The following is a 17,677-nucleotide window of genomic DNA, read 5'->3' on the forward strand; positions in this document are numbered from 1 at the left end:
CATCATCAGCAGACCATCATGAACACCGGATCGGAAGGAACCGACGACGATGCCATCGAGCCACAGGTATGACAGCACTGCGGCTTGCTCGTCTCGACTTCGTTGCGGCGGCGGTAGGCCGTCTTGTCGAACCCGGTGGGTCGGCCACCTCGGCTGCCGCGGCGCTGGCGGTTGGCCCGCTGGTCTCTCGGCTCGGGGATCGTGTGCTTGATCTGGCGCCTACGCAGGTGACGCCGGTTACGGCGTGACGAGTACGCCTTATCGCCCCCGACATGGTGGGGTCGAGTACGCGGTCGTCCACCAGCCTGCCGGGGCACGCGGATCTCTTCCAAAACGGGAATCATCTGCGGTGCGTCCCCCCACTGGCCGGGCGTGATCACAAACCCGAGCGGGCGGCACCCGCCCTCCCCGGCAAGGTGAATCTTGCAGGTGAGCCCGCCTCGCGAGCGTCCCAGGGCCTCTCAGAACGGTGACGCGCCGGTCTCCTTCGCCGACCCGGAGACTTCGGGGCGCGAGTGGGGGCGCCAGCCGCGTGCTGATGAGCGCGGCAAGTCGTGGAATCGACGCTGACCATGCTCCAGTCGATCCGGCCCTCGGCATCGGCGTCGGCCTGGACGGCCCGCAGAATTCTCTCCCACGTGCCGTCCGCAGACCACCTTCGATGACGGTCGTGAACCGTCTTCCAGCTGCCGAATCGGGACGGCAGGCCCCGCCAGGGGAGGCCGGTCCGCTGCCGGAACAGAATCCCGTTGATCACACGACGGTGGCATTGCCAGCGTCCACCCCGCCCGCGGTTCGCCGGCAAGTGCGGCTCCAACCGAGCCCATTCTTCATCCGAAAGATCTCCCCGCCCCATATCCCCCGAAACGAGTGCCCAGCGGGAGCGTCACACGACCCATCGGACACGACCTAGACGGCCAGGCTCAGTGCGGCCGCGACCGCGAAGCCCGCGACCGAGAGGACCGACTCCAGAACCGTCCAGGACTTGAGGGTGTCGCGCTCGCTGATACCGAAGTACTTCGCGACGATCCGGAACCCGCCGTCGTTGACGTGCGAGGCGAAGATCGAACCGGCGGAGATCGCCGTGATCACCAGGGCCAGGAAGGCCTGCGAGTGACCGCCGCCCTCCACCAGCGGCAGGACGATGCCGGCCGTGGTGACGATCGCGACTGTCGCCGACCCCTGGGCCACCCGCAGGGTGAGGGAGATCAGTAACGGGGGACTTTCCGGGCAGGGGGGATCACGGCACGGCACCCTGCCGGCTGCCGTGCCGCGGTGCTGGAGCGGCGGGGGGCCGGGCCGGCTGTGCGTCAGCCGAGGACGGCCAGGGCGTCGATCTCGATGAGAAGGCCCTTGGGCAGACCGACGTACACGGTCGTACGGGCGGCAGGGGCCTCCTTCAGGCCCTGCTCCTCGAAGTACGCGTTGTAGATCGCGTTCATCTCGGCGAAGTGGTCCACGTCGGTGAGGTAGACGCGCATCATCATCACGTCGTCCCAGCTCGCGCCGCCCTCCTCCAGGATCGCCTTGACGTTGGCGAAGGTCTGGAGAGTCTGCTCGCGCAGGGTCGGTCCGGCGGTCGTCGGGGCCTTGCCCTCCACCGCGGGCAGGAAGCCGACCTGGCCCGCGACCTGGAGGATGTTGCCCTTGCGGACGCCGTGCGAGAACTTGGCGGGCGGGGCGGTATGGGTGGCGGGCGTGAGTGCGGTCTTCTCGAGCTTCTCGGTCATGCGGTGTCCCTCTCGGTCATGGGGTGCTGTCCCCCTTCGGGCCGGTTCCTGAGTACTCCCGGCTGATGGCATCGGCGGTGCGACGCACCAGGGGCAGGAGGGCGAGGAGTTCCTCGGCGGTGACGACGACGTTCGGCGCGGAGACCGACATGGCGGCGACGACCCGGCCGTCCGCACCGCGGACGGGGGCCCCGATGCAGTTGATGGACTCCTCGTGGCCGCCGAGGTCGGTGGCCCAGCCCTGTTCGCGCACGGTCGCCAGCTCCTTGAGGAAGGCTCCGGCATTCGGGATCGAACGGGGCGTGTACATGGGGTAGTCGAGCTTCTCGGCGATCGCGCGCCGCTCGGTCTCCGGCAGGTCCGCGAGCAGCAGCTTGGCCACGGCGGCGACCGTGATCGCGACGGGCTTGCCGATCCGGGAGTACATCCGGACCGGGTAGCGGCTCTCGACCTTGTCGATGTAGAGGACCTCTTTCTCCTCGTACACCGCGAGGTGGACGGTGTGGCCGCACTGCTCGTTGAGCGCGGTGAGGTGCGGGTGTGCGATCTCCCGGACGTCGAGGTTCTCGACGGCCTCCTGGGCGAGTGCGAAGAGGCGGGCGCCGAGGCGGTAGCGCTGGTCCTGCTGGCGGTAGACGAGGCCGTGCTCGTGGAGCGTGCGCAGCAGCCGGAGGGCGGTTGACTTGTGCACGCCGAGGCGGTCGGCGACCTGCCCGAGGTCTGCGGGCCCCTCCGCGAGCAGCGGCAGGATGCTCAGCGCGCGGTCGACTGTCTGGCTCATACGGTACGTACCTCCACCTGGTCCTCCCCTGCCCCTGCCGCGGTCCAGCCGGGGCCGAGGTGAAGTGTCTCCCAGGCCGGGCCGTCCAGTTCGGCAAGGCGGTCCGCGTGTGCGCGGGAGGGCGGAGTGCCGAGGTCACCTGGGACGGTGAGGGCGGCGGCGGCCATGAGGTGTCCGTGCCGGAGCCGCAGTTCCGGGGGCAGTCCCCGGAGCGTGGCGGAGAGGAACCCGGCGGCGAAGGCGTCGCCGGCCCCGACCGACGCGACGACGTCGACGTCGACGGCGGGCACGAAGGTGACGGTGTCGCCGCCGGGTGCCCGCGCGCTCCCGCCCGCCCGCGCATCCGCGAGCGGGAGGCCGCCGGGAGCGGGAGCGTCGCCGGCCCCGCAGGTGTAGGCCGTGGCTCCCCCGGCGCCCTGCTTGACCACCAGGACTTGCGGTTCCGGGAGTGCCGCGCGGATGGCCTGGCCGTCGGTCAGACCCCAGGCGGCCTCCGCCTCGTCCTCGCCGACGAAGACGATGTCGGCGCCGCGCGCGAGGTCGAGGAGGGCCCGGGGGCCCTCGGCGCCGCGCCACAGGCCGGCGCGGTGGTTGACGTCGAAGGAGACGAGGGGCCGGCCGGGGCGACGGGTGGTGAGTTCGCGCATCAGGGCCAGGCAGTCGTCGGAGAGGGCGGCGGTGATCCCGGAGAGGTGCAGGATCCGCCCGGACCACAGGTCCCGGTACGGCATGGCCCGCGGCGACATCGCGGAGGCGGCGGAACCGGCCCGGTAGTAGGCGACCTCGGCGAACCCGTCGGCCCCGGCGGCGGGCGCGGCACTCGTCCCACCGCCCGCCGGCACGGCACTCGCCCCACCGGCGGCGGCTCCAGCGTGCGCCGGTGCCCGGCCCGTGGCGCGTTCTCCGGCTGTGCGGAAGTAGATGCCCGTCGGGCGGCGGGGGTCACGCTGGACCGCCGTCGTGTCGACGCCGTACGCCGCGATCGCGGCGACCAGGTGGTCGCCGAAGCCGTCCGCGCCGACCCGGCTGATCCACTTCGCCGTATGCCCGGACGCCGCCAGGCAGCAGGCGACGTTGGACTCGGCGCCGCCGATTGCGCGCTCGAACGACGGCACGTCGGCGAGGCTGCCCGGGCACGAGGGGAGGAACGTGACCATGGACTCGCCGAGTGCGACGACATCCGCGTATCCGGTCGTGCAGCCGGTTGCCGGTCCGGGGGCGGTCACGATCGCTCAGGCTCCTCAACTGTCCGTCGACGGGCACCATTGACCCGCCGTTGGCTCGGATGTTAGACAGCGGTAAGCGAAATGCGCAATGGGCGTTGCAGAGAGTGCAACGCGATGGATGCGACCTTCCTGGAGGACCCCATGGCCGCCGACACCGCCGTCGGACGACTCGCCCTCGAACCGGCCGACCACCGCTTCAAGGCCCTGCCGCCGGACGCGGAGGCCGCGGGCCTCACAGTCGGCGCCCTGGCGGCCGAGCACCGGAACCTCTTCACCGGCGGGTTCACCACCCCCGTACTCGCCCTGTCCGCCGAGTCGCTCGAACACAACCTCGCCCTCCTGGAGACGTACGCCGAGCAGCACGGGCTCGCCTTCGCCCCGCACGGCAAGACCTCCATGTCGCCGCAGCTCTTCGAACGCCAGCTGGAACGCGGTGCCTGGGGCATCACCGCCGCCGTCCCCCACCAGGCACGTGTCTACCGCGCCTTCGGCATCCAGCGGATCTTCCTCGCCAACGAGCTGGTCGACGCGGCGGCTCTGCGCTGGCTGGCGGGGCAGCTGGACGCCGACCCCGGCTTCCGGTTCATCTGTTACGCCGACTCGGTGCGCGGCGTCGAGCTGATGGACGCCGCGCTGCGCGACGCGGGCGCCCGCCGGCCCGTCGATGTGGTCGTGGAGCTGGCCGCGGGCGACGGCGCCCGTACCGGCGCCCGCAGCGACGCCGACTGCGCCGCGGTCGCCGACGCGGTCGCCGCGGCCGGCACCCTGCGCCTGGTGGGCGTGGCCGGTTACGAGGGCGAGGTACCGGACGCCGACAGCGGCCGCGTGCACGCCTGGCTGCGCCGGCTCACCGCCCTCGCGGCGGACTTCGACAAGGCGGGCCGGTTCGCCGGGTGCGGGCTCGACGAGATCGTCGTCAGCGCGGGCGGCAGCGCCTGGTTCGACGCGGTGGCGGACGTCTTCGCGGAGATCCCCGACCTCTCCCTCCCCGTACTGAAGCTGCTGCGCTCCGGTGCGTACGTCTCCCACGACGACGGCCACTACAAGCACCTCACCCCCTTCAACCGGGTCCCCGGGGAAGGCGCACTGGAGCCGGCCTTCCGGCTGTGGGCCCAGGTCGTCTCACGACCCACCCCGCAGCAGGCGTTCCTCAACGCCGGCAAGCGCGACGCCGCCTACGACCTCGGCCTGCCCGAGGCGCAGGTCGTACGTGACGCCCGCACCGGCGACATCCGCCCCGCCACCGGCATCACCGTCAGTGGCCTGTCCGACCAGCACACCTGGGTACGTACCGACGAGTCGGCGCGGCTGGAGGTGGGCGACTGGGTGGGCCTCGGGCTGTCCCACCCCTGCACGGTGTTCGACAAGTGGCAGCTGATCCCGCTGGTGGCGGCGGACGGCACGGTCACCGACTTCGTCCGCACGTTTTTCTGAGAGGCGCGCCATGGAACTCGTCATCCGCGACGCACAAGTCGTCGACGGTACGGGCGGCGCCTCGTACCGGGCCGATGTCGCCCTGGACCGCGGCCCGGACGGCTGCCGGATCGCCGCCGTCCGGCGCGAGGGGGACGGTCCGCGCCTCTCCGGCAGACGGACTCTGGACGCGAGCGGCCTCGCGCTCGCCCCCGGTTTCATCGACATGCACGCGCACAGCGACCTCGCCCTGCTGCGCGACCCCGACCACTCCGCCAAGGCCGCCCAGGGAGTGACCCTCGAAGTCCTGGGCCAGGACGGGCTGTCGTACGCGCCGGTCGACGACCGCACACTCGCCGAGGTGCGCAGCCAGATCACCGGCTGGAACGGCGACGGCTCCGACATCGACTTCGACTGGCGGACCGTCGGCGAGTACCTGGACCGGCTCGACCGGAACTTCGAGGGGCAGGGCGTCGCCGTCAACGCGGCGTATCTGATCCCGCAGGGCACGGTCCGGATGTACGCGGTCGGCTGGGAGGACCGCCGCGCGACCCCGACCGAGATACAGCGGATGAAGCAGCTCGTCGCGCAGGGGATGGAGGAGGGGGCGGTCGGCATGTCGTCCGGCCTCACCTACACGCCCGGCATGTACGCGAACGACGCCGAACTGGCCGAGCTGTGCCGGGTCGTGGCGCAGTACGACGGCTACTACTGCCCGCACCACCGGTCCTACGGGGCGGGCGCACTCCAGGCGTACGAGGAGATGGTCGGCCTCACCCGTGACGCCGGCTGCGCCCTCCACCTCGCGCACGCCACGATGAACTTCGGCGTGAACGAGGGGAAGGCGCCGGAGCTGCTCGCACTGCTGGACGACGCACTGGCCGGTGGCGCGGACATCTCCCTCGACAGCTATCCCTACACGCCGGGCTGCACCACGCTCGTCGCGATGCTGCCCAGCTGGGCGAGCGAGGGCGGTCCGGAAGCGGTCCTGGCACGGCTGCGGGACGACGAGACGGCCGAGAAGATCCGATACGTCCTGGAGGAGGTCGGCGCCGACGGCTGCCACGGAGTGCCCATCGAGTGGGACACCATCGAGATCTCGGGGGTCGCCGATCCGGGGCTGGCCGGCTGCGTCGGCAAGACGATCGCACGCAGCGCGGCGGAGAGGAACGAGGAGCCCTGGGTCACCGCACGCCGTCTGCTGATCGACGACAGGCTCGGTTCGACGATCCTCCAGCACGTCGGCCACGAGGAGAACGTCCGCGCGATCATGCGGCACCGGGTGCACACCGGCGGCAGCGACGGAATCCTCCAGGGCTACAAGCCGCATCCGCGCGCGTACGGCACCTTCCCCCACTACCTCGGCCGGTACGCGAGGGAGTTGGGCATCCTGAGCCTGGAGGAGACGGTCGCCCACCTGACCTCCCGCCCGGCGGCCCGTCTCCGCCTCCCCGACCGCGGCCTCGTACGGGAGGGCTACCGCGCCGACCTCGTCCTCTTCGACCCCGAGACGGTCGCGGCGGGCTCCACCTTCGACGCCCCGCGTACCCTCCCGACCGGTATCCCGCATGTCCTGATCGACGGCCGTCTCGTGATCGAAGACGGAAGGCGGACGGATGTCCTGGCGGGCCGGTCGGTCCGGCGTACGTCGTCAAGACCGACGTGACGGGATCGTCGCACAGAACGACCGACCTCCGAAGGCGGCCCAGGAGCGACGGCAGCCCGGGACCGAAGCCGGCCCAGGTCCGAAACGGCCTAGGACCAAGGGAGGAATGCCGGTCACCGCGTGGGCCGAGGCAGGGCCGTGGAGGGGTACGTAGGGTCAACCGTATGGCCGATACAGAGAACACCCCGCAGTTCGACCTCGGCGCCTACCTCGCCCGGACCGGCTGGACCGGGGAGCGGCGGGCGGACGTGCAGACGCTGCGCTCCCTGCACCTCGCCCATATGTACGGCATCCCGTTCGAAAACCTGGACCCGCTCGCCGGGTCCGCGCCCTCCCTCGCGCTGCCCGACCTGGAGGCGAAACTGGTCCGCGGTGGCCGGGGCGGATACTGCTACGAGCACAACACGCTCTTCGCCGCCGTGCTGGAGGCGTTCGGCTTCGGCGTCACGCGCCTGGCCGCGCGCGTCGTGCTGGGCGCCAAGGGTGCGATCCGGCCGCGTACGCACATGCTGCTGCTGCTCGACGTGCCGGGTGAGGAGCAGCCGTATATCGCCGACGTCGGCTTCGGCGCGGGCGGCGCACTGCTCGAAGCGGTCCCGCTGGTCGCGGACACCGAGTTCCGGGACGGCACCCGCCGGCACCGCCTCGTCCACCAGCCGCACAACGGGCCGTTGGAGCTGTGGGTGCTCCAGGCGTACGAGGACGGCGCGTGGACGGACCAGTACGCCTTCACCCTGGAGCCGTACGAGCCCCCGGACTTCGAGGTCATCAACTGGCACGTCGCGACGAATCCCCGCTCCCCCTTCTCCCACACGCTCTACATCCAGCGGACGACGCCGGACGCCCATCTTTCGCTCAACGATCATCACTTCGTCGAGACCCGGCCGGACGGCACCCGCACGGAACGGGACCTGTCCGGTCACGACGAAGTCGTGCGTGTGCTGAGGGCCGACTTCGGCATCGCGGTACCAGAGAAATCTCTGCGACAGGATGCAAAAGGCAGCCAGGTTGGGAAACCGGGATTCTGAGGCCCAGTCACCACTGTGTCCACAGGCCGTGATCCGGACACTGCCGTTGTCCGTCGGTTCGATCGCCGCCACATCGCGCCAGAGCAAGGACCGGCCCTGGCGCTCAAGCCCTTCTGTGCGCAGCACGGTTTCCCCGAATTCCACGGGCCTGCCGGAGTCCAGGGCCGTGGCTGCTTCGCGACCATGGTCCGCGCACCCAAGGCGAAGCCCGACCCGAAGACGCCTGGCAGTTTCCGGCCGAACGGCGCTGCCGCGAAGGCCGGGCTGAACAAGGCGGGCTGTGCCGGGGCTGCCGGAAGGTCCCCGACCCAGTCGACCCGCGTCTCCTCCCGCCCCAGGAAGTGCGCCGACGGGTGACGGCCCTCAGCGCCGTCACCGCGTCCGGGCACCGATCCGGTACCGGCAGCCTGCCCCTCCGGGGGTGACGAGGACAACATCGCCGGCCGTCGGCCGCTCCTGCCCCGCGTAAACCGCAGGTGTCGGCCGCGTCGCGTCGGTGTTTTCGAAGGGCAGACGGCGCTCCCACCGAGTGATGCGCCAAACGGGACATTCTCGTCACGGCCGTGCGGCTCAAAAGCGCCTCAAAAGACGAGGCGGACGTCACCGAGGCCCCGTAAGCTCCCGGCATGCAGGTGATCCAGTCAACGAAGCTCGCCAACGTCTGTTACGAAATCCGGGGCCCGGTTCTCGAGGAGGCGATGCGGCTCGAGGCAGCAGGTCACCGCATCCTCAAGCTCAACACCGGCAACCCCGCCGCCTTCGGTTTCGAGTGCCCGCCCGAGATCCTCGAAGACATGCTGCGCAACCTCGGCGGCGCGCACGGGTACGGCGACGCGAAGGGTCTGCTGTCCGCACGCCGCGCGGTCATGCAGCACTACCAGACCAAGGGCATCGAGTTGGACGTCGAGGATATCTACCTCGGCAACGGCGTCTCCGAGCTGATCCAGATGTCGATGCAGGCGCTGCTCGACGACGGCGACGAGGTCCTCGTGCCGGCCCCGGACTATCCGCTGTGGACCGCGTCGGTCTCCCTCGCGGGCGGCACGGCCGTGCACTACCGCTGCGACGAACAGTCCGACTGGATGCCCGACCTCGCCGACGTCGAGCGGAAGATCACCGATCGCACCAAGGCGATCGTCATCATCAACCCGAACAATCCGACGGGCGCGGTGTACGACGACGAGATGCTGCGCTCCCTGACGGAGATCGCCCGCCGGCACAACCTGGTCGTCTGCTCCGACGAGATCTACGACAAGATCCTCTACGACGGCGCCACGCACACCCCGACGGCCGCCATCGCCCCGGATCTGCTGACCCTGACGTTCAACGGGCTGTCCAAGAACTACCGGGTCGCGGGCTACCGCAGCGGCTGGATGGCGGTCTGCGGGCCCAAAGCGCACGCCGCCTCGTACATCGAGGGTCTGACGATCCTGGCCAATATGCGGCTCTGCGCCAACATGCCCTCGCAGCACGCGGTGGCCACGGCGCTCGGCGGCCGCCAGTCGATCGAGGACCTCGTCCTGCCCGGCGGCCGGATCCTGGAACAGCGGAACACCGCGTACGAGCTGCTCACCGCTATTCCCGGGGTGACCTGCGTCAAGCCGAAGGGCGCGCTGTACCTCTTCCCGCGGCTCGACCCCAAGGTCTTCAAGATCAAGGACGACCGGGCCATGGTCCTCGACCTCCTCCGTGCCGAGAAGATCATGGTCGTGCACGGCACGGGCTTCAACTGGCCGGAGCCGGATCACTTCCGGATCGTCACCCTGCCGAACACCGAGGATCTCGCGGACGCGGTCACCCGGATCGGGAACTTCCTGGACGGCTACACCCAGCCGTAATCCGGCCACCCTCAGACACCACTCAACTTTAGACTGCATCTAAGCTAGGATGGCCTCCTGACGACCCGCGCAGGAGGCCATCCCCATGTACGAGCCGATCCGCACCAAGTCGGTCCATGGCATGGACCGTGGCGCCGACTACCCGCACCGCAGCCGCGAGGAGGAGCTGGACATCCAGCTCGCAGGCCATCTGGCCGCGCTCCTTGCGGTCACCGACGAGCTGGGCGACGCGGGGGCCGCCGAGCGCATCGCCGGCCAGGTTGCCAGGCTGCGCGGCGCCCCGCCGGTCCGCCACACGGGCCTCACCGACGCCGGCGCCGGCGTCCTCCACCGCCGTGCCTACGACATCGCGGGCCGCGCCCTGGTCGTCGCCGCCTCCCGTGCCGACACCGCCGCCGCGATCCTCGCGGCCGAGCGTATGGACGCGCACTCCGCCGCGCTGGAACTGGCGAGCGCCCACTGACGGCCCCGGTCCGCGGGCCGCGGAGGCGCGCGGACCGGGTGCCACACACCCCCTTCGAGCCCGGGCGCACGCCCGCCCGGCCGGAGAGTCCTGTCCGAGAGTCCCGGCGGAGAGTCCCGGCGGAGAGTCCCCTTCCGGTTGCGTACCGGGATCAGGCGGACACCCGTCGTTCATTCAACTCAGCCTGGAATGTGGGTTTCCGCGGGCACGCTGCCCCCGTGAGACGAATCCTCGGAATCGTCCTGGCGGTCCTGCTCATCGGCGGCGTGGCAGTAGCCGTCGTGGCAGGCCGGAAGAGCCAGGAGTCGGAAGGCGCCACGGCAACGAAGACCGTGCGCGGAGTGATCGGATCGGAGAAGGCGGAGTTCTTCGCCGATCCGGATGTGGTGAAGGCCCTTGCTGCCAAGGGCTTCACCGTGAAGGCGGAGACCGCCGGCTCCTGGGCGATGGAACAACTCCCGCTCAAGGGCTACGACTTCGCCTTCCCCGGCAGCAAGGCACCGGCCGATGAGCTGCTGCGCAAGTCTGCCCTCAAGGGCACGCCGCCGCGGCCCTTCTACTCGCCGCTCGTGGTCGTCGCGCACAGCGGCGCGGCACGCGTCCTCGCGGCCAACGGCCTGGCCAGGATGGGCGGCAAGGCGACCGGCACGCTGCTGATGGAGCCTTATCTGAAGGCCGCCGGGGCGGACAGGACCTGGCAGCAGCTGGACGGCGCCGCCGGACAGAGCGAGCTGACCGGGACGGTCTTCATCACCACGACCGATCCCGTCGCCTCCAACTCGGGGGCGCTGTATCTGGCCGCCGCGTCCTATGTCGCCGACGGCGGCAAGGTCGCCACGGACGACGCGTCCGTCGGCCGGACCGCTCCCCTGCTCCGGAAGCTGGTCACCGTCCAGGGCGCGCAGCAGACCAGCAGCGACGCCCCGTTCCGGGACTTCATCAGCGGGGTCGGAAACCCGCTGGTGCTGGTCTACGAGTCGCAGGTGGCCTCCCTGCTCATGCGTGAGCAGGAGGTGGGTGACCTCGTGGTCCTCTACCCGGACACCACCGTCGCCAGCGACCACACCCTCGTTCCCCTGACCGAACTGGGGCGAGCCCTGGGCGAGTTGCTCAGCACCGACAAGCGGCTGCGCGAGCTGGCCGTACGCCACGGCTACCGCCCGCAGGGCGCCGCGCCCGAGTTCACCGCCGCGACCGCGGCCCACACCGCTTACCTCAACCAGAAGCTGACCGGAGTCCGCCAGGCGCCCGTGCCCACCTCCAAGGTGCTGCACGCGATGGCGCAGCGGGCCCGGGGCTAGGGAGTCCCGAAGATGACAACCGAACAGAGTGAGCTGGTCCTCACCCCGCCGGAGCCGGTCGCCCGGGTCGGCAGGGAACAGGCCGCCGGGCTGGTACCGGTCGGCGACGGCGTACGGGAGGACATGGCGCGCCGCGCCGCGGAGTACGTCGCCACCCTCGTCGGCCTGGACGCACGCTCCCCCGAGTTCGCCACCCGGATCGGCGAGATCGCCGGGCTCGGGTCGGGCGACATCCGCAGCGCCGCGCAGCAGTCGAACCGGATGCTGGACCGTACCGTGCGCAGCCTGTCCACCGGTGGCGAGGACGCTCAGTCCCGCGTCTCCTCCTCCCTGGTCGAACTCCGACGCACAGTGGAGGACCTGGACCCGCGCGACACCCCGGGCAAGGGGGCACGGCGGCTGCTGGCCAAACTGCCCGGCGGCAACAGGCTGCGGGACCATGTCGCCAAGTACGCCTCTTCGCAAGCCACTCTGAACAAGATCGTCGGCTCGCTGCGCGGGGGCCAGGACGAACTGCGCCGCGACAACGCCGCGCTCCACACCGAACGCACCCGGCTGTGGGAGACGATGGGCAAGCTCCAGGAGTACGCCGTTCTCACCGAGGCACTCGACGCAGCGGTCGAGCAGCGTATCGCCGCCGCCGGGACCGCCGACCCGGCCCAGGCGGATGCCCTGCGCGCCGATGTCCTCTTCCCGGTCCGGCAGAAGCAGCAGGACCTGCTGACGCAGCTCGCGGTGTGCACGCAGGGGTACCTCGCGATGGATGTCGTACGCCGCAACAACGAGGAACTGATCAAGGGCGTCGACCGGGCGGCGACCACGACCGTCTCGGCGCTGCGCATCGCCGTAATGCTGGCCTCCGCCCTGGACAGCCAGCGCAAGGTGACCGAACAGGTCAACACGCTCCGCGCGACGACCGAGGATCTGATCCGCGGCAACGCCGGGATGCTTGCCACCCAGAGCGGGGAGATCCAGCGCATCGCGGCCGACCCGGCTGTGGGTGCGGAGACGCTGCGCACGGCGTTCCAGCAGATCTACCGGACGCTGGACGCCATCGACACGTACAAGGTCCAGGCGACGGAGTCGATGGCGGCGACCGTCGAGGCGCTGACCGGCGAACTCCAGCAGGCGAGCGCGCACTTGGAGCGCACCCGCCCGGCCGGCGCGCTGGAAGGGGGCGGGCTGTGACGCCGCGGGAGGGCCTCCCCGACCGGAAGGCGCTTCGTGCCGCGTCGGCGTTGCTCGGCCTGGTGCTGCTGGCCGGCGCCGGCGCCTGTTCGGGCGGCGGGGACGAGTCCGGCGGCGGTCCGGCCGCCACCTACCGGCCCGGCACCCTGCGCGTGCTCGCCTCCAGTGAACTCTCCGACATGAAGCCCGTCCTGGAGCAGGCGCGCAAGGAGACCGGCGTCACCGTGCAGCCGACCTGGACCGGGACGCTCGACGCGGTCGAACAGATCGCTTCCGGACAGGCGGACGGGAAGTACGACGCCGTCTGGCTGTCGTCCAACGACTACCTGCGGCTGCGCCCCGGCGTGGCCCCGAAGCTCACCAGCGAGACTCCGGTGATGTCGTCGCCGGTCGCGCTCGGGGTGAAGCGTGAGACCGTCGCCGCGCTGGGCTGGCAGCCGGAGGCCGTCACCTGGTCCCAGGTCCATCAGGCGGTGGCGGCCGGGAAGCTGACATACGGGATGACCGACCCGGTGCGGTCCAACTCCGGTTTCTCCGCGCTCGTCTCGGTCGCATCCGCACTGTCCGGCGCGCAGGCCGCACTCACCGACGCGGACGTCCGCAGGGCTACCCCGCGGCTGAAGGAGTTCTTCGCCGGACAGAAGCTGACCTCGGGATCCTCGGGGTGGCTGGCCACCGCGTACACCCGGCGCGGCACGGTCGACGCGCTGGTGAACTACGAGTCCGTCCTGCTCTCGATGAACCGCGACAGCAAGGCCGGGCTGACCGTGATCCGGCCCAGGGACGGCGTCGTCACCGCCGACTATCCGCTCACTCTCCTGACCGGGGCGCCGGAGGGAGCACGCGAGTCGATGCGGCTGCTGACCGGCTATCTGCGCAGCCCCGAGGCACAGGGCGCGCTGACCGGGCAGACCTTCAGGCGGCCGGTGGTGTCCGGGGTGACGCCCGCGCCGGGACTGGCCGCGGACAAGCGGCGTGAACTCCCCTTCCCCGGCAGCCGGTCGGTCGCCGACGGACTGCTCGCCTCGTACGAGAACGACCTGCGCAGGCCGTCGCGCACGGTGTACGTCCTGGACACCTCGGGCTCGATGGCGGAGGACGACAGGCTGGGGCAGCTCAAGAGCGCACTGGCCGAACTCACCGGAACGGGCTCCTCCCCGCCCGGACAGCGCTTCCGGGACCGGGAGGAGGTGACCTTGATGCCGTTCGGATCGAAGGTGAAGCGAGTCCGTACGCACACGGTCGAGCCGGGCGATCCGTCGGCGGCGCTGGACGCGATCCGGGCGGACGCCCGGTCGATGACCGCGGACGGAGACACGGCGATCTACAGCAGCCTTCAGGAGGCGTACCGCCGGCTGGACCAGGGCGACGGTGACGCCTTCACCTCCATCGTGCTGATGACCGACGGCGAGAACACCCGAGGGACGAACGCCGGCGACTTCGACGCCTTCTACGCCGGGTTGCCGCACGCGCAGCGCTCCACGCCCGTCTTCACCGTCCTCTTCGGCGACTCCGACCGCGCGGAACTGGAGCACATCGCGTCGCTGACCGGCGGCCGGCTCTTCGACGCGACGGACGGGGCCGGCGGAACCGGCGGGAAGAGCTCATTGGACGGCGCCTTCGAGGAGATCCGTGGCTACCAATAGGTTCCTGAGCTACCTGGAGTCCCGCAAGAACCTCACCGGTTCTGCGTGCGGGGTGGCGGGGCTGGCCCTCACCTTCACCGGGCTGGCCGGTGCGTACTGGCCGGCGGTCGTCGCCGGACTGTACGGCGCGGGCGCGCTGATCGCCCCGCCGGAGCGGCCGGCCGCGCCGCACTTCCCGGACCCTGCGGAGCAACTGGGCGTATTGCGAGAGGACTTCGGCACGCTCCAGGCCTACCTCGATTCGCTGGAGCTGCCCCCGGCGGCGGCCGGGAAGCTGACGGAGCTGCGGCAGCTGTACGCGGCGCTGCTCGATCCGGGCTGGGTCACGGACGCGCTCGCCGGTGAGCCTGAGGCGGTGCACGCCCTCTCGCGCGCGATCCGCCAGGACGTTCCGGAGTGCGTCGACACGTACGTACGCACCCGGTGGTGGACGCGGCTCGGGCCGGGAACGGAACCTCCGGAGCGGCACCTGGAGCGCCAGCTGGCGGTTCTGTTCAACGAGGCGGACGCGCTGACGGCGGGCCTCCGCGAAGCAGAGGCCCGCCGTCAGCGGACGCATACGCACTACCTGGAGGAGCGGGAACGCTCCTAGCGCTCCTCCTGTGCCGGCGCCTGGCAGGATCCGAACGAAAAACTAGCCGAGGCGCTTCACCAGCGCGCGGTACTCGTCCCACAGTTCCTTCGGGGCGTGGTCGCCGAAGGTGTTGAGGTGCTCGGGGACCAGGGCCGCCTCCTCGCGCCAGACCTCCTTGTCGACCGTGAGCAGGAAGTCGAGGTCGGACTCGGAGAGGTCGAGGCCGTCGGTGTCCAGGGCCTCCTTGGTCGGGAGGATGCCGATGGGGGTCTCGACACCCTCGGCCTTGCCCTCCAGGCGCTCGACGATCCACTTCAGGACGCGGCTGTTCTCGCCGAAGCCGGGCCACACGAACTTGCCCGCGTCGTTCTTGCGGAACCAGTTGACGTAGTAGATCTTCGGGAGCTTCGCCGGGTCCTTGTCGGCACCGACCTTGACCCAGTGGCCCATGTAGTCGCCCATGTTGTAGCCGCAGAACGGCAGCATGGCGAAGGGGTCGCGGCGCAGCTCGCCGACCTTGCCCTCGGCGGCGGCGGTCTTCTCGGACGCGACGTTCGCGCCGAGGAAGACACCGTGCTGCCAGTCGAAGGACTCGGTCACCAGCGGCACGGCGGTGGCGCGGCGGCCGCCGAAGAGGATCGCCGAGATCGGCACACCCTTCGGGTCCTCCCACTCCGGCGCGATGATCGGGCACTGCCCGGCCGGGACGGTGAAGCGGGCGTTGGGGTGGGCGGCCGGAGTGCCGGACTCCGGCGTCCAGTCGTTGCCCTTCCAGTCGGTGAGGTGCGCGGGCAGCTCCTCGGTCATGCCCTCCCACCACACGTCGTTGTCGTCGGTGAGCGCGACGTTGGTGAAGACCGAGTTGCCCCACATGGTCTTCATGGCGTTGGCGTTGGTGTGCTCACCGGTGCCGGGCGCGACGCCGAAGAAGCCGGCCTCGGGGTTGATCGCGTAGAGGCGGCCGTCCTCGCCGAACCGCATCCAGGCGATGTCGTCGCCGATGGTTTCGACCGTCCAGCCGGAGATCGTGGGCTCCAGCATGGCGAGGTTCGTCTTGCCGCAGGCGCTCGGGAAGGCGGCGGCGACGTACTTCGACTCACCGTGCGGCGGGGTGAGCTTCAGGATGAGCATGTGCTCGGCCAGCCAGCCCTCGTCGCGCGCCATGACGGAGGCGATGCGCAGGGCGTAGCACTTCTTGCCGAGCAGGGCGTTGCCGCCGTAGCCGGAACCGTAGGACCAGATCTCGCGCGACTCGGGGAAGTGCGAGATGTACTTGGTGGAGTTGCAGGGCCACGGGACGTCCGCCTGACCCTCGGCGAGCGGCGCGCCGAGGGTGTGGACGGCCTTGACGAAGAACCCGTCGGAGCCGAGCTCGTCGAGGACCAGCTGACCCATACGGGTCATGGTGCGCATGGCGACGGCGACGTAGGCGGAGTCGGTGATCTCGACGCCGATGGCGGACAGCGGCGAGCCGACCGGGCCCATGCAGAAGGGCACGACGTACATGGTGCGACCGCGCATGGAGCCGCGGAAGACGCCCTCCTCACCGGCGAAGATCTCCCGCATCTCGGCGGGGTCCTTCCAGTGGTTGGTCGGGCCCGCGTCCTCTTCCTTCTCGGAGCAGATGAAGGTCCGGTCCTCGACGCGCGCGACGTCGGTCGGGTCGGAGGCGGCGTAGTACGAGTTCGGGCGCTTGATCGGGTCGAGCTTCTTGAACGTGCCCTTGGCGACGAGCTCGTCGCACAGGCGCTCGTACTCGGCCTCGGAACCGTCGCACCAGACCACCTGGTCGGGCTCGGTGAGGGCAGCGATCTCGTCGACCCAGGAGATCAGTTCCTGGTGGTTGGTCGGGACGGTGGGAGCCGCGTTGTCGCGCGCCACGATTGCTCCTTGATGAGGGGTTTTTTAGGTATATGCCCCGTGGGGGCTGCGACCCGGATGCTTCGTAGCCGCTCATCCGGTGCCGACCGCACTCATCTGATCATCGGTGCACTCCGCCCATATGTCCAGAGGACCCCTCACGTGAGCATCGCCACTCGACTGTTTCGTACCGTTACGTAACCTACGGTTGCGTAGGTAGCATGGATGCCATGACTTCAGCCGCGTCCGACGACTCGCGCCCGCACTCCTCAGGCCCCCACGAGTCGGACGAGGGGCCGGTCGAAATCCAGCTCCCCACTCCGGTCAAGCCCAAACTGCGCGGCTGGCTGCACGCCGGAATGTTCCCGGCGGTGCTGGTGGCCGGGGTGGCACTGATCGCCTTCACCGACTCCACGCGCGCCCGGGTGGCCTGCGGGATCTACATCCTGACCGCATGCCTCCTCTTCGGCGTCAGCGCGCTCTACCACCGCGGCACCTGGGGCCCACGCGGCGAAGCCGTCCTGCGCAGGCTCGACCACGCCAACATCTTCCTGATCATCGCGGGTACCTATACCCCGCTGACCATGCTGCTCCTCCCCGCGTCGACCGGACGGACGCTCCTGTGGGCGGTCTGGGCCGCGGCGCTGGCCGGGATCGCCTTCCGCGTCTTCTGGGTCGGCGCCCCGCGCTGGCTCTACACACCCTGTTACATCGCGATGGGCTGGGCGGCGGTCTTCTTCCTGCCCGACTTCATGCGCGCGGGGGGAATCGCCGTGCTCGTCTGCGTGATCGTCGGTGGACTGCTCTACAGCGCCGGCGGCGTGATCTACGGCATCAAGCGCCCCAACCCGTCACCGCGGTGGTTCGGGTTCCACGAGGTCTTCCACTCGCTCACCCTCGCCGCCTTCGTGGTGCACTACATCGGCATCTCCCTGGTGGCCTACCAGCACGCCTGAGCCACCA

At 70.4% G+C, this 17,677-nt stretch carries 14 protein-coding genes and 3 pseudogenes; 11 read left to right on the plus strand and 6 right to left on the minus strand.

From position 1 onward, the window contains the following. Window positions 1-92: 92 nt before the first annotated feature. The 5 genes and pseudogenes from AB0M62_RS27985 to AB0M62_RS28005 all read right to left on the minus strand — a co-directional run. Window positions 93-856, minus strand: a pseudogene (locus AB0M62_RS27985) (IS5 family transposase); the annotation flags it as partial. Window positions 857-909: 53 nt separating this feature from the next. Next, window positions 910-1,212 (minus strand): annotated as a pseudogene (locus AB0M62_RS27990) (GntP family permease); the annotation flags it as partial. A 98-nt stretch (window positions 1,213-1,310) separates the two neighbouring features. Continuing rightward, window positions 1,311-1,730 (minus strand): RidA family protein, encoded by a 420-nt coding sequence (locus AB0M62_RS27995; protein WP_366077067.1) that lies wholly within the window; start codon window positions 1,728-1,730, stop codon window positions 1,311-1,313. 16 nt (window positions 1,731-1,746) lie between these two features. After that, window positions 1,747-2,511, minus strand: coding sequence for an IclR family transcriptional regulator (locus AB0M62_RS28000; protein ID WP_366077068.1), 765 nt, complete (start codon window positions 2,509-2,511; stop codon window positions 1,747-1,749). Beyond that, window positions 2,508-3,737 (minus strand): sugar kinase, encoded by a 1,230-nt coding sequence (locus tag AB0M62_RS28005; RefSeq protein WP_366077069.1) that lies wholly within the window; start codon window positions 3,735-3,737, stop codon window positions 2,508-2,510. Before AB0M62_RS28005 ends, AB0M62_RS28000 begins: the two co-directional genes overlap by 4 nt. 141 nt (window positions 3,738-3,878) lie before the next feature. Between AB0M62_RS28005 and AB0M62_RS28010 the strand changes: the two genes are divergently transcribed. The 10 genes and pseudogenes from AB0M62_RS28010 (at window position 3,879) to AB0M62_RS28055 (ending at window position 14,872) form a co-directional block, all read left to right on the plus strand. Further along, on the plus strand, window positions 3,879-5,171 hold the full coding sequence (locus AB0M62_RS28010; RefSeq protein ID WP_366077119.1) for an alanine racemase: 1,293 nt from the start codon (window positions 3,879-3,881) through the stop codon (window positions 5,169-5,171). A 10-nt stretch (window positions 5,172-5,181) separates the two neighbouring features. After that, complete coding sequence (locus AB0M62_RS28015; protein WP_366077070.1) at window positions 5,182-6,816, plus strand: D-aminoacylase; 1,635 nt, start codon at window positions 5,182-5,184, stop codon at window positions 6,814-6,816. Window positions 6,817-6,980: 164 nt separating this feature from the next. Next, a complete protein-coding gene (locus AB0M62_RS28020) occupies window positions 6,981-7,844 on the plus strand; it encodes an arylamine N-acetyltransferase (RefSeq protein ID WP_366077071.1) in 864 nt (287 codons plus the stop codon). A 183-nt stretch (window positions 7,845-8,027) separates the two neighbouring features. Continuing rightward, a pseudogene (locus AB0M62_RS28025) lies at window positions 8,028-8,117 on the plus strand (RNA-guided endonuclease TnpB family protein); the annotation flags it as partial. A 353-nt stretch (window positions 8,118-8,470) separates the two neighbouring features. Beyond that, window positions 8,471-9,682 (plus strand): pyridoxal phosphate-dependent aminotransferase, encoded by a 1,212-nt coding sequence (locus tag AB0M62_RS28030; protein WP_366077072.1) that lies wholly within the window; start codon window positions 8,471-8,473, stop codon window positions 9,680-9,682. A gap of 85 nt (window positions 9,683-9,767) precedes the next feature. Next, on the plus strand, window positions 9,768-10,145 hold the full coding sequence (locus tag AB0M62_RS28035) for a hypothetical protein (protein WP_366077073.1): 378 nt from the start codon (window positions 9,768-9,770) through the stop codon (window positions 10,143-10,145). 191 nt (window positions 10,146-10,336) lie between these two features. Then, entirely contained in the window at window positions 10,337-11,446 is a 1,110-nt protein-coding gene (locus AB0M62_RS28040; RefSeq protein WP_366077074.1) for a hypothetical protein, read from the plus strand. Between the two features lie 12 nt (window positions 11,447-11,458). Then, the gene (locus AB0M62_RS28045; RefSeq protein WP_366077075.1) at window positions 11,459-12,634 is read left to right on the plus strand and encodes a toxic anion resistance protein; all 1,176 of its coding nucleotides are present in this window, start codon (window positions 11,459-11,461) and stop codon (window positions 12,632-12,634) included. Beyond that, entirely contained in the window at window positions 12,631-14,280 is a 1,650-nt protein-coding gene (locus AB0M62_RS28050) for a substrate-binding and VWA domain-containing protein (RefSeq protein ID WP_366077076.1), read from the plus strand. Before AB0M62_RS28045 ends, AB0M62_RS28050 begins: the two co-directional genes overlap by 4 nt. Next, window positions 14,267-14,872: a hypothetical protein gene (locus AB0M62_RS28055; RefSeq protein WP_366077077.1), complete on the plus strand. Its 606-nt coding sequence runs from the start codon at window positions 14,267-14,269 to the stop codon at window positions 14,870-14,872. Before AB0M62_RS28050 ends, AB0M62_RS28055 begins: the two co-directional genes overlap by 14 nt. 42 nt (window positions 14,873-14,914) lie before the next feature. Here AB0M62_RS28055 and AB0M62_RS28060 read toward each other — a convergent pair whose 3' ends face one another. Continuing rightward, the gene (locus AB0M62_RS28060; protein ID WP_366077078.1) at window positions 14,915-16,735 is read right to left on the minus strand and encodes a phosphoenolpyruvate carboxykinase (GTP); all 1,821 of its coding nucleotides are present in this window, start codon (window positions 16,733-16,735) and stop codon (window positions 14,915-14,917) included. Window positions 16,736-16,935: 200 nt separating this feature from the next. Between AB0M62_RS28060 and AB0M62_RS28065 the strand changes: the two genes are divergently transcribed. After that, on the plus strand, window positions 16,936-17,670 hold the full coding sequence (locus AB0M62_RS28065; protein ID WP_366077079.1) for a hemolysin III family protein: 735 nt from the start codon (window positions 16,936-16,938) through the stop codon (window positions 17,668-17,670). The last annotated feature ends 7 nt before the right edge of the window (window positions 17,671-17,677 follow it).

The sequence above is a fragment of the Streptomyces sp. NPDC051219 genome, from assembly GCF_040682335.1.
In the GTDB taxonomy this organism is placed as follows: Bacteria; Actinomycetota; Actinomycetes; order Streptomycetales; family Streptomycetaceae; genus Streptomyces.

Coding starts and splice junctions, on each gene's coding strand:
- AB0M62_RS27995 (WP_366077067.1), bottom strand. CDS start 1,730: ATGACCGAGAAGCTCGAGAAGACCGCACTCACGCCCGCCACCCATACC.
- AB0M62_RS28000 (WP_366077068.1), bottom strand. CDS start 2,511: ATGAGCCAGACAGTCGACCGCGCGCTGAGCATCCTGCCGCTGCTCGCG.
- AB0M62_RS28010 (WP_366077119.1), top strand. CDS start 3,879: ATGGCCGCCGACACCGCCGTCGGACGACTCGCCCTCGAACCGGCCGAC.
- AB0M62_RS28015 (WP_366077070.1), top strand. CDS start 5,182: ATGGAACTCGTCATCCGCGACGCACAAGTCGTCGACGGTACGGGCGGC.
- AB0M62_RS28020 (WP_366077071.1), top strand. CDS start 6,981: ATGGCCGATACAGAGAACACCCCGCAGTTCGACCTCGGCGCCTACCTC.
- AB0M62_RS28030 (WP_366077072.1), top strand. CDS start 8,471: ATGCAGGTGATCCAGTCAACGAAGCTCGCCAACGTCTGTTACGAAATC.
- AB0M62_RS28035 (WP_366077073.1), top strand. CDS start 9,768: ATGTACGAGCCGATCCGCACCAAGTCGGTCCATGGCATGGACCGTGGC.
- AB0M62_RS28045 (WP_366077075.1), top strand. CDS start 11,459: ATGACAACCGAACAGAGTGAGCTGGTCCTCACCCCGCCGGAGCCGGTC.
- AB0M62_RS28065 (WP_366077079.1), top strand. CDS start 16,936: ATGGATGCCATGACTTCAGCCGCGTCCGACGACTCGCGCCCGCACTCC.